General features: G+C 59.3%; 15 protein-coding genes. 6 read left to right on the plus strand and 9 right to left on the minus strand.

Annotated features, from left to right (window positions below):
• Window positions 1-113: 113 nt before the first annotated feature.
• A complete protein-coding gene (locus tag ACM5SV_RS00815) occupies window positions 114-1,217 on the plus strand; it encodes a LuxR C-terminal-related transcriptional regulator (RefSeq protein ID WP_419424900.1) in 1,104 nt (367 codons plus the stop codon).
• A gap of 149 nt (window positions 1,218-1,366) precedes the next feature.
• Here ACM5SV_RS00815 and ACM5SV_RS00820 read toward each other — a convergent pair whose 3' ends face one another.
• The 5 genes from ACM5SV_RS00820 to ACM5SV_RS00840 form a co-directional block, all read right to left on the minus strand.
• Entirely contained in the window at window positions 1,367-1,630 is a 264-nt protein-coding gene (locus ACM5SV_RS00820) for a hypothetical protein (RefSeq protein ID WP_012755478.1), read from the minus strand.
• A gap of 134 nt (window positions 1,631-1,764) precedes the next feature.
• Complete coding sequence (locus tag ACM5SV_RS00825; RefSeq protein ID WP_011649482.1) at window positions 1,765-1,995, minus strand: hypothetical protein; 231 nt, start codon at window positions 1,993-1,995, stop codon at window positions 1,765-1,767.
• Window positions 1,996-2,177: 182 nt separating this feature from the next.
• Window positions 2,178-2,426 carry a hypothetical protein gene (locus ACM5SV_RS00830; RefSeq protein ID WP_419424901.1) on the minus strand — a complete coding sequence of 83 codons (249 nt, stop codon included), beginning with the start codon at window positions 2,424-2,426 and terminating at the stop codon, window positions 2,178-2,180.
• Between the two features lie 66 nt (window positions 2,427-2,492).
• Window positions 2,493-2,900: a hypothetical protein gene (locus ACM5SV_RS00835; RefSeq protein WP_419425043.1), complete on the minus strand. Its 408-nt coding sequence runs from the start codon at window positions 2,898-2,900 to the stop codon at window positions 2,493-2,495.
• 123 nt (window positions 2,901-3,023) lie between these two features.
• The gene (locus tag ACM5SV_RS00840) at window positions 3,024-3,314 is read right to left on the minus strand and encodes a hypothetical protein (protein ID WP_387465862.1); all 291 of its coding nucleotides are present in this window, start codon (window positions 3,312-3,314) and stop codon (window positions 3,024-3,026) included.
• Window positions 3,315-3,690: 376 nt separating this feature from the next.
• Between ACM5SV_RS00840 and ACM5SV_RS00845 the strand changes: the two genes are divergently transcribed.
• The 4 genes from ACM5SV_RS00845 (at window position 3,691) to ACM5SV_RS00860 (ending at window position 6,701) form a co-directional block, all read left to right on the plus strand.
• Window positions 3,691-4,119, plus strand: a complete 429-nt coding sequence (locus ACM5SV_RS00845) for a suppressor of fused domain protein (protein WP_419424902.1) — start codon at window positions 3,691-3,693, stop codon at window positions 4,117-4,119.
• A gap of 192 nt (window positions 4,120-4,311) precedes the next feature.
• Window positions 4,312-4,755 (plus strand): DUF5086 family protein, encoded by a 444-nt coding sequence (locus tag ACM5SV_RS00850; RefSeq protein ID WP_419424903.1) that lies wholly within the window; start codon window positions 4,312-4,314, stop codon window positions 4,753-4,755.
• Between the two features lie 52 nt (window positions 4,756-4,807).
• On the plus strand, window positions 4,808-5,170 hold the full coding sequence (locus tag ACM5SV_RS00855) for a hypothetical protein (RefSeq protein ID WP_419424904.1): 363 nt from the start codon (window positions 4,808-4,810) through the stop codon (window positions 5,168-5,170).
• Window positions 5,171-5,513: 343 nt separating this feature from the next.
• Window positions 5,514-6,701 (plus strand): hypothetical protein, encoded by a 1,188-nt coding sequence (locus ACM5SV_RS00860; RefSeq protein WP_419424905.1) that lies wholly within the window; start codon window positions 5,514-5,516, stop codon window positions 6,699-6,701.
• Between the two features lie 168 nt (window positions 6,702-6,869).
• On the opposite strand, the gene ACM5SV_RS00865 is transcribed toward ACM5SV_RS00860, so the two are convergent.
• From ACM5SV_RS00865 to treZ, 3 genes are all read right to left on the minus strand, one after another.
• The gene (locus ACM5SV_RS00865) at window positions 6,870-7,031 is read right to left on the minus strand and encodes a hypothetical protein (protein WP_012755472.1); all 162 of its coding nucleotides are present in this window, start codon (window positions 7,029-7,031) and stop codon (window positions 6,870-6,872) included.
• 191 nt (window positions 7,032-7,222) lie between these two features.
• Window positions 7,223-9,088: a 4-alpha-glucanotransferase gene (gene malQ / locus ACM5SV_RS00870; protein WP_222016206.1), complete on the minus strand. Its 1,866-nt coding sequence runs from the start codon at window positions 9,086-9,088 to the stop codon at window positions 7,223-7,225.
• Window positions 9,089-9,117: 29 nt separating this feature from the next.
• Window positions 9,118-10,878 carry a malto-oligosyltrehalose trehalohydrolase gene (treZ, locus tag ACM5SV_RS00875; RefSeq protein ID WP_419425044.1) on the minus strand — a complete coding sequence of 587 codons (1,761 nt, stop codon included), beginning with the start codon at window positions 10,876-10,878 and terminating at the stop codon, window positions 9,118-9,120.
• 209 nt (window positions 10,879-11,087) lie between these two features.
• Between treZ and ACM5SV_RS00880 the strand changes: the two genes are divergently transcribed.
• A complete protein-coding gene (locus tag ACM5SV_RS00880) occupies window positions 11,088-11,369 on the plus strand; it encodes a type II toxin-antitoxin system ParD family antitoxin (protein ID WP_222016203.1) in 282 nt (93 codons plus the stop codon).
• A gap of 344 nt (window positions 11,370-11,713) precedes the next feature.
• Here the strand turns inward: ACM5SV_RS00880 and ACM5SV_RS00885 are convergent, their stop codons facing one another.
• Window positions 11,714-13,390 (minus strand): response regulator, encoded by a 1,677-nt coding sequence (locus ACM5SV_RS00885; RefSeq protein WP_128406890.1) that lies wholly within the window; start codon window positions 13,388-13,390, stop codon window positions 11,714-11,716.
• Window position 13,391 lies beyond the last annotated feature (1 nt).

The following is a 13,391-nucleotide window of genomic DNA, read 5'->3' on the forward strand; positions in this document are numbered from 1 at the left end:
GCAACTGATGTCCATGGTCGCCGATTTTGATATTACATGGGGTTGCCGTTGTCTTTACCTGACCAACGTTATTTAATACCGAAAATACTCGCTATGGGATTTTCAGAAAGATCATGCTCCAGTCAAAAGACGCTTCATCTGAGCTGATAGATTTGATCTATGGAAGTCTATTCGGTGAGTGCAACTGGCAGGATTTTCTAGATCGCGTTGCGCAAACCTCGCCGAATGGAAAGGCTGCCCTCCATTACCACGATCTGGCCTCGCCTGTGGCCCATGTTCCCTACGTATCGGGGTTTTCGAGGAATGAGGTCGACCAGTTCAGCAGCCACTTTGCCGCAGTGAACCCCTGGATTCCGAGATTGAGCTCAGTGCCCGTCGGTCAGGGTGTCTGCGGAGACGAGATCTTTCCACGCGAGGACTTGCTCAAATCGGAATTCTACAATGATTGGCTGAAGGGGCAGGCCCAATGCGAGACGAGCATTGGTGTCTCCATCATTCGGGAGGAAACCCGCACCTTCGTCCTATCGACCTGCACGTCGTCAGCGGATCCCGGTTTCAACAAGGAGGCAGCCGGGCGGTACACGATACTCGCTCCCCATTTGAAAAGAGCTTTCGACTTCATCCGGAAGCGCGATTTACTCGCCCCGGAAAGACAGACAACGCAAACCCTGTTTGATAGCATCGGCGTCGGACTGATCTACGTTTCGGAGCAAGGGCGAGCACGCCAATGGAATAAGAGCGCGGAAGCCTTAATGGCGACTGGCTTTCCTATGCATGTCGCCCCAAGCGGCAAGCTCGAAGTTCAATGCGAGAGGTCGACCGCTGTTCTCGATTTCCTGACCTCCAGAAAAGGTGTGCAAACAAGGCCGCATACGGCGATTGCAAAGGGGAAGGACAAGGCAAGTTATCGCATCACACTCCTCCGGCTCCAGTCCGATGCATTCACTGAGATCTTGGAGGGGCCGACCGTGGCCGTCATTGTCGAGCCGATGGTGGCCACGCTGCTCAATGAGCGGCGAGACTTCCTAATGGAAGCCTACAAACTGACTGCGACGGAGATTCGGATCGCATCAAGCATAGCCTCGGGCCATTCTCCAAAAGAGGTGGCCGTAGCCGATCACATCAGCTACGAAACGGTCAGAACCCACCTCAGAAACATCTATTCCAAGCTCGGGGTAAACTCCCGGGTTGGTTTGGTCGCGCTGCTCATGCGCTGACGATAATCTTGCAGCTCGTCGCTACCGCCCGCATGGCTAGCCAGCCTTCGCATATTGCGAACGGGTGCCGAGAGCAAAGACATGCAACACTCGAACATGAATTCCGGCAACCCTCGTCTCATCGCGGGGAAAAACCAGTGCTACGCCCACTAATCATAGAGTTCGCCGTGGCCGATCTGGTCCTGCCTGGCGGCTGCGTCGCTGATTGAGGGATCGTCGGCCGGATCGGGATCTCTCTTGTTGGCATCGCTTAAAGACTGGGCGGCCTTAAGCAGTGCTGCGGTTATCTCCTCGGTGCCCCATCCGGCTTCATTGGCGGCTGCAATCAGCCTTTCCAAAGCGTCGCGCGCGGCTGCGGTCGCCTCTTCGAAGCGCTCCGCGGGAGATTCGGTTTTAGGTGGTGGAAAGGTCATAGGCGTTCTCTCCAATAGGTCCGGCTCTTCGGAGTGAACGCAGCCCGGGGGAAATAGATGCACGACCGTGCTGATTAAACAAACCGATGCCCAGCAGCGCCGTACCGGCAAGGGCCGGCAACGTCTTTTACCCCTTAAATGACCGTCTGCAACAGAAACGGAGAGCGCTCCAACGGACGCTGGGCGAGGATCCTCAGCATTGCGGGGCCTTGTATGCCGGAAGTCGTGCAGGAATGGCCGTCGTGATAGACCACCGTCATGATGCGGCTGAGACTATTGTACCTGATCTCTGCGATCGTCCGGGTGTGAACCGGAAAGATGAATTCATGGGGTTGAGATTTCTCCCCCGAGGTTTTCAAGGTCATTGCGATGCCCCAACGAAAAAAAGCAATTTTAGCCCCACCGCGCCCTGGTCTGAGCCTAACGGTGTCTATCAAGCACATATTGCTGCGACGGTCGCGTGACATCGGCGTGACACGCAGAATCGGCACTGCCAACTCAGAGCGGAATTTGGTGACCCGTCAGTTGCCAAAGCGGCTATCAACCGTCAATGCAATGTCCGACGGATCCCGTGTGCGAGAGCGGCCTGCGGCCAGCATTCGACCGAGCGCGCCAACGATCGAACGGCTTCGTCCACGTTGAAAACCACGTCCCCGAGCCGCTCGATCTCATGATCGAGCTCGTAGACCTCGACTTCGTCGAGGTCGTCATTCTGGAGCATTCGCCTCATTGCCTCGATAAGGCGCTCAGTTCGCCCAACGATATCCAGCGCGCTGCGTATGATGATGTCGAACATGCCTATCCCTCGCGTCGATAATGAAGGGTCGGCCAGAATCGTGATGCTGACAATCCTGAAATCTTGTCAGATGCGCTCGCGGATCGTGTCGTAGAGATCTCGCAACTCCCGCAGTGCCGGTTGAGGCCGATGGCGCGGTAGGGCGGCGCGACGCCCAGCAAAGGCAAGTGCGCCGGCGACCGCCGCGACGAACAGCAGCGTTGAGGCCGGGTAGAGCTTCACCGCAGCTTCCGTCTGACGCATTGCTTTCCCGGCACTCCCCTTTACCGATCGGCCGGCATCGAGGACCTGCTGCTGGAGCCAGCCGATCTGCTGTCGCAGCGCGCCGAGCTCTTCAGCCAGGTCACGATCGGACTGGCGGGGAACGCCGACCGATGCCGTATTCGTATCGATGACTGCTTTCGGAACGGGCTCGCCGATCTTGGCTCCCTTGGTGTCGAGGGTCGTCGTCTCAATGCTCTTGCGGCGCGGCATGATCATTTCTCCTTCCTGGAACATGACGCCAAAAAATGTGAGCGGCTTTCGATGACATCATGCGCTAACTCTATAATGTATAACAAGATTCAGAGTGGGCCGACCGAGCCTAATCGTCCTGTTCTAGTCGTCGTCGAGCGAGAAGACTGGCCGGTAGTGGCGCTCGGCGATCAGTAAGCTCCGGTCGGGCCGGATGATGTAGATCTCCTCGACCTGGCGTCCCCATTGATCGGTGAAGGTGTGGGGGAAGGAAGAGCCCGCCGGCGATTTCGTCAACTTCGTGCGAGGCTGGCCATTATATGTGATGCTGCCGGGAATGGGTGCCAGTCCTGCCGACGAATAACTGCCTGCTCCGGTCGTACAGCCTGTCAGCACAACCGCAAAAACCAGCCCAAATCCTATGCTCCGCTTCATCGATCCCTCCAACTGCCTTGTCTTCACGCGGCACACGCTTTTATCGTCAGTGTAACAGGGGACGACAGACATTGTTCCAGAATTTGGCCGCAGACATCCGAGCAGGCGAGACTTCGGCCCGAAACGGAACGAACGCGCCATCGCGTCGTTCTGTCGAAGCGCATGCAGTCGCCTATCCCCTCACGTTGGCGTTGAACTTTTCAGAGGCCGGTGGGATTAAAAGCCCTTTCAAAGCGTGGTTGTGCTTCTAAAAATGTTCCCACTTGTCAGAGCATGCAGTCGAAGGCGTTTTCTGGCCATGACCTTGGCCTGTAGTGCTGCGCCGGCCCGGCCTGCCAGATCCGCGTGGAATGGAAAGAATGGAGAGACGGCAACGATGGCGGGAGCAGAAACGACATCTCTCAACGCATTCCGTCGCACCGTTTATGAGAATGAACTGGAGGAACCGGAATATTCATTCGCAGACGACCGATCGGACGGCATTGACATTCACGCGTTCGGACGCGACTTCGCGTCGGTCGGTACGGACGAAGGTTACATGCTCCTGACCAACGGCATGAGCGATCGGCGAATGACGCTGCCGGCCTCGCACCGTGAAAAGAGCGAAAAGCCCAGAGCCGAACTGATGTGGTACGTGCATGAGCCGACGCCCGAAATTATCGTCAATCTGCGCTGGCTTGCCGAGCGTCCATTCAGGGACGCGACCTGGTTCGGTTTCGGCCATCGGGTTGCCGATGCCGACTCCACCGGTCGAGGGATGCGATTTCAGGACATTTCTCTTTCTCACGCCGATCATCGAAACTGACCAGCGCATTGCGGAAGCGCTTATAGTCGAGAATGATCCGGTCGAACTCCTCACGGTGAATTTGATTTCCGATGCGGAGTACCGCTTCATCACGGAGAAGAGGGACTGGACCCTTTTCTCGACATGCTGGACGAAGAGGATTATCCGCCGATATTCGACCCGAAGCGAAAATCCTACTGATAGCGATCGCACATGCGCAAAAGTCCAGGAGCTATCCTTCTTGCTGTCGCGACCATTTTGGGCGCAGCAGCCTTCGCGCGTGCCGACGCGGTGAAACCACCTGATGTTTCCACCGTCATTCTCTCAATCTCACCGCGGACCGTTCGCTGGGCCACCGTCCACCAACATCCGGAGCCCGCCGATCACCATCTTTACTACCATGTCGAAGTGATCGAGAAGGAGCGAGCTTCGCCGCCATGGCAATTCAAACGACTTGCCACACATGTCGTCGTAACGGCGGACGCTTTGGAGCGAAGCCGCGTGCGACGAAAAGCCAAGACCTATTTTTACAAGGACATCGAATTCCGGATCGCCTACCGAGCCTGGCGCGCGCAACCTCTCATGCAGCAGGAGGCCGGCGTTTGTCGCACGAGAATTCTTGAATGCGTCGACGCCGCAGACGATATGCGCCCATAATAATCAGAGGGCGACCGTACCAATGCGGCGCGTGCCAAAAGGACGTTCGCCGATGCTAGCAAGACCAGCGGGATATGCCGGGGCAGCAATCGCTGCTCTGTGGGCGGCTCGTCAGATCGGCCGACTTTATTCCTCCACCGAACCGTTCGGTCCTGAGCTCATGAATGTTGCAAGAAATCTCGGCATTTTCATTCTACCGGCGCTCGTTCTGCTCCTGGCGGGGCCTTTCAAGATGTGGTTCGACAGATTTGCGCCGCTGTACCCCTTGGTGCTGGGAGCCGGTGTCCTCAACATCTATATGCAGGACGATGCGCTGGCTGCCGGTCTGCCGCTGATCGTGCTCGTCTACCCCTTCCTGGTGATTTTTGCGCTCGCCTATTTGTTGCGCGGGCGAATGTCGGAAATGCGCAATTGAATTCTCCAGCGCCCGGCGGACGAGCGACTCCACCTCGGCATTCGAAGGTCGAAGGGTTGCAAGAATCGAGGAAATACACTTTTTGTGTAATGGATGAGTCTCAACGCTACCCCTGCTAGAGAAAATACTGCCGCGCGTTACCGGCGGAGGAGCACCTATGTTTCTTCAGCCCCAGCGTTCCGGGTGATCCTGACCTCACCGCCCCCCAAATTAGCTGACCAGATGAAGGCCGTGAAATCGAGCGGCGCGCTTCGTGGACCGCCTTTTCTGACCTCAGAGCGGGACTCGGCCCGTCTGGAAATTTCGAAATCCTCGCATCTATTTTCTACATAAGGACATCTCCATGAAGCACATGCGTAATCTCCACTTGATGATGGCAAGCACCGCGTTCCTGACGCTGGCCAGCCCGGCGCTTGCCCTTGATGGCACCGACATGATGAAGAAGCTCAATGCCGCAACCAGTGCCGGCGGTACGGTCATCACCTTCGAAAAGGCGGAAGCCGATGGCGACACGGTAATGGCGACCGGTGTCCAGGTGGGATCTTCGAGCCTGCCCGGCGACACTTTGAAGATCGGCAACCTCACCTTCGAGGGCGTTGAGGAAATCGAAGGCGGTGGCTATCACGCCAAGACCGTCTCCTTCCCGGATATCGATATCAGCCAGGAGGAAGGACGTTTTTCCGCAAACGAGATCCAGATCACAGGCCTCACGATTCCCGCCAATGCGACGGGCGATACGCTGAACGACATCCTCCTTTATGAAACCGTCAGCACCGGGCCGATTGCTCTCAACATCAAGGGCAAGGACGTGCTCGCGATCGAAAGCATCGAGTCGAACCTCGAACGCCAGGATGGCGGCTTTGCCTATGACGCCAATGTCGCTGGTCTCAAGGCCGACCTGTCGCAGGTCGAGGATGCAAATGCGAAGGAGGCCATCGAGAAACTGGGCCTGACGACGCTCGACGGCGCGGTAACGATGAAGGGCATCTGGGAAATCGAAAGCGGCAAGGTCGCTGTCGACGAATATGCTTTCGACTTCAAGAATGTCGGCCGGCTGAATTTCGCCGTCGATTTCTCCGGTTACACGCTGGGCTTCATCAAGTCGCTGCAGGAGGCGGTGAAGACCGCCGAAGCCAATCCGAACAAGGAAGAGGCCAACCAGGCCGTCGGCCTTGCGATGCTGGGGCTGATGCAACAGCTGACGATCAACAGTGCCTCGATCCGCTTCGACGATGCCTCGATCACCCAGAAGGCGCTCGATTATGCCGGCTCGCAGCAGGGCGTCACCGGCGACCAGCTGGCACAATCGTTGAAAGGTCTCGTGCCGATGATGATGGCGCAGCTCAATATGCCCGAGCTGCAAAACCAAGTTGCGGCTGCCGTCAACACCTATCTCGACGGACCGAAAAGCCTGACGATCAGCGCTGCGCCGGAAAAGCCGGTTCCCGTCCCGATGATCATCGGCGCGGCCATGGGCGCACCGAACACCATTCCTTCAGTGCTTGGCGTCAAGGTTACGGCGAACGACTAACTATTCGCAGAGGCGTTTTTACGAACGCAGGCTACCGGAGGCGGGTTTTGCCGACCTGCCTCTGCATCCTTTTCTGGGAAGGCGGAGTACCATTCAAGCCAACGAAAAGGTGTCCACCACCTCTAGCCACTCCAGGAGAAGTGTGAAGCGGTTTTCCCGCGAAAGGCTCTAAAACTCGTCGCTGCGACGCTTCACGGCGTGCTTCAACGCCACCATATGCCTTCGCCGCTCCAGCATATAATCGGCATATCCGACGCAGATGAACAGCAATGTCGGACCGGCGTAGATGATGATCAGAGCCAATGCGATAAGGATGAATGCGCTCGTCATGGTCTTTTTCCATCAATATAGTCGCCGCATCTGACGCGGCGAAAGCGGACGGGTCCTCATCTCGGCATGCCTGTCCCTATTCCTTCAAAATTCGCCGGCTTCCTATTCGTTCCCTGCGCGAAGCGATTTCCATATAAGCGGCAGGCCCTATCGAACGACAATGATGAAGCGGACGGCTCGCCCGGCCTTAATCACTCCCGCGGACGTTCCTCCCGCATCGCCGCCGTCACGCTCTTGAGCAGCGGGCTCGACATCAGATCCGCGAGCAAAACCGATAGCTTCGGCTTCCAGTTCGGATAGCTGTCGCTAGTGCCTGGCACATTGGTTGGCCTCTTTTCGTCGGTGAGATCGGCGAGACGGACCGCGGCGAGAAGCGAGGGCGTCCTGGCGATGAAGCGATAGGCGCTCACGGTCAATTCCCTCAGCGTCTCCTCGCTTGCTCGTGCTTGGGAAAGCCTGGCCGGCAGTTCGAGACCGGCAGCCTTCAGCGCCGTTTTCAGGTTCCTCCGCTCGCGTTTGCGGTCTTCGAGATGTTTCTCGGTGAGATCGGGCGGCACGATGCCGTGGTCGCACCGGGCCTGAATGTCGGCGCCGCGCCACCAGCCGGCAAGGGTCTGGTGGTCATGCGTCGAAATGCAAGCCAAAGCCAGGGCGGGATAGACGTCCGCCGGCTTGAAGCCCTTCTTGTCCTGTTCATAGGAAAGGATGCGGTAGGAGAGAATGTGGGCCGCCGCCAGATCGTCCTGCAATCCCTTGGGGATCAGTCCCAGGTCTTCTCCGATGACGAGGCACCGATGCTCGGCGGACACTTCTGCGAGGATCTGCAGAAGCCGATCCTGGGGATATCGGACATAGGCTCCGCCGTCCGGCCTGCTGCCCAATGGCACCAGGAAAAGGCGGCGAAGTGCTGCGGCGTGGTCGATGCGGATGGCGCCCGCATATCGCATGGCAGCGCTCAGCATGCGCCGGAAAGGCGACATTTCTCCTGCCGCGATCGCGGAAGGCAGGTATCCGGCAAGGTGCCAGTCCTGCCCGTCCACGGCGAATGGATCGGGTGGGCTGCCGATCGTGGCCTTCGAGACATAGGTATCCGGCCCGCTCCATGTCGCCGAACCGTCGACCGCCTCCCCGACGGCAAGATCGAGATAGAGCCCGATCCGCAGGCCCGCCCTCCGCGCCCGGTCCGCCGCCTGCATCAGCTGCCGGTGGGCAAGCCATTGCAGCCACATGTGGAAGCGGACATCGTCCGCGTGTTCGCGCTCGAATTCAGAGACGGCGGCGCTTTCGAAGCGCTGGAAATCGGCCGGCCAACGTTTCCAGCCGGCGCCTGTCCCGCGCTCGACCATGGAAAACGAGAGGCATTCGAAAAGCGCATGCAGCCGCAGGCTGTTACCGCCTTGCGTGATGAAGGCGCCGAAATCGGCCGGATCATAGGCCTCGTCGATCACGCTGCGCTGTCGCCAGGCCGGCCAGAGATCGCGCAGGACCCTCAGCTTGATCTGTGCGACGCCGACGTAGTCGACGAGATCGGTTTGGCGAAGGCTTTCCAAATGCCGTTCGAGTTCGGGACCGCAGGCAAAACCCGGCAATCGGTCGACCGCGATATAGAGCGGGTTGAGATGCTGGCGGCTCGACGGCTCGTAGGGACTGCAACGGTCTGGATCGGCGAGAAACGGCGCATGAAGCGGGGTGAGGCCGATGAAATCGGCGCCCAACGATCCTGCGAGATCCGCCATATCGGACAGATCCTCGAAGTCTCCTATGCCCCAGTTGCGCGCCGAACGGAGCTCGTAGAGCTGCAGGCTCACGCCCCAGACGCGCGTGCCGGAAAGGAAATCGGGCAGAAATGACCTGGCGATCTTCTTAGCCGCCGGCTTGGGCTCCCGCCGCGGCGCGCCGGTCTCGGGATCGGCCGTTCCCGGCACGTCGATCTTCAGTGCCGAGAGGATCTTGCGCTTGGTCTCGGCTGATATCGCCACCTCCCGATTGTCGGGACTGGGCCTGGTCGGGCTGATGCCGTGCCGGCGGGCGAACTGGTCGAGCTCAGCAGGTTTCATCGTTTAATCGCCTTCCTGTCAGCACGCCGTTACGCCTCGCTGATTTTCCAAATCACCGTCCAGGGTGCGAGATCGCCGCCGTCGCTGCCGCCGAGACCGAAGATCGTCTCGCCGTCGTCCTGCGGCGAGACGAGCGGCACCGCCTCGGCGCCGAGGTTGGCCTGCAGATGAAGACGCCGGTTCTGCGCCAGGGTCCAATCCACCGCGAGCGCGCTTCCCGCCGAGCGATAGACCGCGGTTCCGGCGCCAGCGCCTTTCAGCAAAGGCACGATCCTGCGGTGCCGGAGGTCGAGAAGCATCCTGTAAAAACCGACTGACTCGGAAGAGGCGAGTTTCGACCAGTCCAGCTTGGCGGCGGCAAAGGTCGATGGCGCCGTCGGGTCGAGAAGGTCGTCGGCGTCGAAGCCCGGGAGACGGGAAAGCTCCTCGCGACGGCCTTTCCTGACCTTCTCGTTCAGATCCTCGTCGAAATCGCAGAAGAAGGGGAAAGGTTCTCTGGCGCCCCATTCCTCCCCCATGAACAGCATCGGGATCTCAGGCGCCAGCAGGTAGATGGCGGCGACCGCCTTGACGACATCAGCCGGGCTCGAAGCCAGAACCCTATCCCCCAGCGCCCTGTTGCCGATCTGGTCATGGTTCTGGATGAAGGAGATAAAAGCGGTGGGCGGCAGATGGCCGCTCGGCTTGCCGCGGCTTCCGCCGCGATAGGGCATGTGTTCCCCCTGAAAGACGAAACCTTCCGCCAGCGCCCGGCCGAGCTTGCCGGCGTCACCAGCGTAATCGGCATAATAGCCGAAGGTTTCGCCGGTGGCGGTGATATGCAGCACATGGTGCACGTCGTCGTTCCACTGGGCGGTGAACAGCTTCACTTCCCCGTTTTCGTCACGCTGCAACAGGTCGCTGTCGTTCTCCTCGTTTTCGACGATCAGATGAACATGCCGGTCGCCGGCCGCGGCCCTGACGCGGCGGGCAAGCGCGTGAAGCAGATGCTCGGAGCTGTCGTCCTTGATGGCATGCACGGCATCGAAGCGGAAACCGTCGAGCCTGAACTCGGTGATCCAATAGATGGCGTTCTCGATGATGAACTCGCGGATCATCTCCGACCCGTCGCCGTCGTAATTGATACCGTTGCCCCAGGGCGTCTTGTGATGATCGGTAAAGAGCGGTGCATAGGCCGGGATGTAATTGCCGTCCGGCCCGAAGTGATTGTAGACCACGTCCAGGAAAACCGAGATGCCGTGCTGGTGCGCTGCGTCCACCAACGCCATGAAATCTTCCGGCCGGCCGTAGCTGCTGTCCGGAGCATAGGGAAGCACGCCGTCATAACCCCAGCTGTAACGGCCGGGAAATTCACTCAGCGGCATGATCTGCAGCGCCGTAACGCCCAGCGCTCGCAGATGGTCAAGCCGCTCGATCGCGGCCTTGAAAGTACCCTCCGGCGTGAAGCAGCCGATATGCATCTCATAGATCACCATCTCTTCCCAGGGCCGACCCGTCCAGTCGCTCGTCTTCCAGCGATAGAAGGAAAGGTCGACCACTTCGCTCGGCCCATGCACATCCTGCGGCTGAAATCGCGAAGCGGGATCGGGTATTTCGAGACCGTCCGGCAGGACGAAGCGGTAGCGCGTACCGACACTGGCATCCGCGACTGTAGAGCGGTGCCAGCCGTCCCCGATCGCCTGCATCGGCCGGAGATCAGCGCCTTCAATCTTCAACAACACGCTTTCATGCAAGGGAGCCCAGAGGCGGAATAGAATACCCTCTTCAGTGGATGCCGGTCCGAACGTCATTTGGGTCAAAGGAAAGCCTTCGATGAAATTGGGATGGGATCTGGGTAACTTTTGTCAGGGCAAAAAGTTTCGCACGCACGAAGAGCGTAGAGCGGCCATCGTCGCGAGGTGCCCTCCGGCAGAGACCCAAAGAGTATGATTCCATCCTATCGGGAGAAGGATTTTATCCTATCGCGTGCTATAAACCTGCAACAGCAGGAGTTTATTCGATGCGTTCGACGCAACAAATGAGCATCACGTTGCCCCTGGAAATGGCGAAGCGCGTTAAACAGCGGGTGTCCAACGGTGATTACGCCTCGGAGAGCGAAGTCATACGCGAGGGACTGCGGGCTTTGCAGGAACGCGAGAATGCCGTCGAGCATTGGCTGCGAACAGAAGTAACGGCCACCTATGATGCCTACAAGGCCGATCCCACCAAGGCCACGCCCCTCGATGAGGTCTGGAAGCACCTCGAGGCGCGGATGGACGAAATCGATCGAAAAGAAGACTGAGAAGCGCTATAGTATCCGCCTTCCCGATGAGGCGGAATTGGATTTGGCGGGTATCTATAGTCCGCAAGACATCCGCATCTTCTGCCGTCGCCCGCGATTATGTGGCCCGCATCAAGACCTTCGTAAGTGGGTTCGAAACGTACCACGAACGCCGCAGCATCCGCGATCATGTCCGACCCGGGTTACGCATTGTGGTTTCGAGCGCCGGGTAAGCGTGGCGTTCGTAGTTGAGCCCACCGAATTGTTATCCTCCGCATCCTCTATGCCGGGCAGCGGTTTGAAAGCGACGCGAGTTAGAGCCGACCCAGAACGCAATACACCCCAGCACATCCCCACTTCGACCCTCAGGCCGCCGCGACTTTGCCCGAGAGCGCCTGATCCATCGCCGCCTGAAGCTGTTCCTGTGTGAATGGCTTCTTCATCCGCAGCATCCGGCCGAGGCCATGGTCCTCGGAAAACTCGGCATAGCCTGAGGCAAGGATGATGGGCAGGCCTGGAAAGGAGGAGCGAAGGTGACGCGCAAGCTCGGCGCCCGTCATGCCCGGCATGGCATGATCGGTGATGACGAGATCGCAATCCTGCCCGTGGGCAAAGAATTCCAAGGCCTGGGAAGCGGAAGACGCTTCCTGCGGCAGGTGCCCGAGATCCTCCAGCATCGCCACGGTCCCGGTCCTGACAAGGGCATCGTCATCAACTACGAGAATGGCAAGCGGCCGCGACGCCGGCTTCAAAGGCTCCGTCGCCGGCAGCTCGACGGGAGGCTGCACCTTGACGAATGCCTCGGCAACGGGCAGCCAAAGCGAAACCGTCGTGCCTTTGCCCCTAACGCTTGATATCTGGATCGAGCCACCGGATTGCGCCGCCAGGCCATGCACCATCGACAGGCCGAGACCGGTGCCCTTGCCGACCCCCTTGGTGGTGAAAAACGGTTCGGCGGCACGCGAGACCGTTGCCTCGTCCATCCCCTCGCCATCGTCCGACACCGATATCCTGATGTAATTTCCGCCTGCAAGGCTGGCCGGCCGGGCTTCTTCGGCTGCCGCCGCGGCAACCGTCACGGCTCCGCCGCTTTCGAGCGCATCCCGCGCATTGACGAACAGGTTGAGCAACGCCAGTTCCAACTGGTTGCTGTCGACCAGGAGGGGTGCCAGATCCGCCGGGATGCTTTTGCGGATTTCGATGCGCGGCCCCACCGCCTTGGCGAGAAGATCCTCGACGTTTTCGAACAGCCTGAAGAAGTCGACCGCCTGCGGCTTAAGCTCCTGGCGGCGTGCGAAAGCAAGCAGGCGCTGGGTGAGCGCCGTGCCGCGTTCGGCCGCCTGGATCGCGTTCGTCACCAGGCGTTCACTGCGTTCATCGGCCGGAAGCCGCTTCTTGAGAAGATTCAGGCTGCCGAGAACTGCCATCAGGAGGTTATTGAAGTCGTGGGCCACGCCACCCGTCAGGTGGCCAATCGTGTCGAGCTTCTGCGCCTCGAACAGCTGTGCGAGCGCCTCTTCGCGCTCCCGCGTCCGTTGATCAATCCGGTGCTCGAGTTCCTCGTTGAGCTCACGCAACTGCGCTGCAGAAGCCTCGAGCTCGGCGGTGCGCTGGTGAACGCGGGCCTCCAGCTCGACGTTCAGGCGTTCGAGTTCCCTCGTCTTCCTGTAGAGCTCGGCAAAGACCCGCACCTTGGCTCTCAGCACCTCGGGGACGATCGGAACAGAGACGTAGTCGACCGCGCCCACAGCATAGCCGCGCAGCCGGTCGGGTTCCGCCAGCATCACGGCGGAAACAAAGATGATCGGCGTGTTCTGATAGCGCGGATGCTGCCGGATCATGCTGACGAGCTCGAACCCATCCTGTTCGGGCATGCAGACATCAACGAGGATCACCGCGATTTCAGTGCGCAACAGGTGCTCGAAGGCTTCGCGAGCGGATTGCGCCTTGATGAGGTTTTCCTCGAGCTCTTCGAGAATGACCTCGTAACTCAGGAGCTTTGCCGGTTGGTCGTCGACGAGGAGGATGTTGACGGGGTTCATG

The organism is Rhizobium sp. CRRU65 (assembly GCF_048551595.1).
In the GTDB taxonomy this organism is placed as follows: Bacteria; Pseudomonadota; Alphaproteobacteria; order Rhizobiales; family Rhizobiaceae; genus Rhizobium; species Rhizobium leguminosarum_J.

Coding starts and splice junctions, on each gene's coding strand:
- treZ (WP_419425044.1), bottom strand. CDS start 10,878: ATGACGTTCGGACCGGCATCCACTGAAGAGGGTATTCTATTCCGCCTC.
- ACM5SV_RS00880 (WP_222016203.1), top strand. CDS start 11,088: ATGCGTTCGACGCAACAAATGAGCATCACGTTGCCCCTGGAAATGGCG.
- ACM5SV_RS00830 (WP_419424901.1), bottom strand. CDS start 2,426: ATGTTCGACATCATCATACGCAGCGCGCTGGATATCGTTGGGCGAACT.
- ACM5SV_RS00840 (WP_387465862.1), bottom strand. CDS start 3,314: ATGAAGCGGAGCATAGGATTTGGGCTGGTTTTTGCGGTTGTGCTGACA.
- ACM5SV_RS00835 (WP_419425043.1), bottom strand. CDS start 2,900: ATGCCGCGCCGCAAGAGCATTGAGACGACGACCCTCGACACCAAGGGA.
- malQ (WP_222016206.1), bottom strand. CDS start 9,088: ATGAAACCTGCTGAGCTCGACCAGTTCGCCCGCCGGCACGGCATCAGC.
- ACM5SV_RS00825 (WP_011649482.1), bottom strand. CDS start 1,995: ATGACCTTGAAAACCTCGGGGGAGAAATCTCAACCCCATGAATTCATC.
- ACM5SV_RS00820 (WP_012755478.1), bottom strand. CDS start 1,630: ATGACCTTTCCACCACCTAAAACCGAATCTCCCGCGGAGCGCTTCGAA.
- ACM5SV_RS00815 (WP_419424900.1), top strand. CDS start 114: ATGCTCCAGTCAAAAGACGCTTCATCTGAGCTGATAGATTTGATCTAT.
- ACM5SV_RS00885 (WP_128406890.1), bottom strand. CDS start 13,390: ATGAACCCCGTCAACATCCTCCTCGTCGACGACCAACCGGCAAAGCTC.
- ACM5SV_RS00845 (WP_419424902.1), top strand. CDS start 3,691: ATGGCGGGAGCAGAAACGACATCTCTCAACGCATTCCGTCGCACCGTT.
- ACM5SV_RS00850 (WP_419424903.1), top strand. CDS start 4,312: ATGCGCAAAAGTCCAGGAGCTATCCTTCTTGCTGTCGCGACCATTTTG.
- ACM5SV_RS00855 (WP_419424904.1), top strand. CDS start 4,808: ATGCTAGCAAGACCAGCGGGATATGCCGGGGCAGCAATCGCTGCTCTG.
- ACM5SV_RS00860 (WP_419424905.1), top strand. CDS start 5,514: ATGAAGCACATGCGTAATCTCCACTTGATGATGGCAAGCACCGCGTTC.
- ACM5SV_RS00865 (WP_012755472.1), bottom strand. CDS start 7,031: ATGACGAGCGCATTCATCCTTATCGCATTGGCTCTGATCATCATCTAC.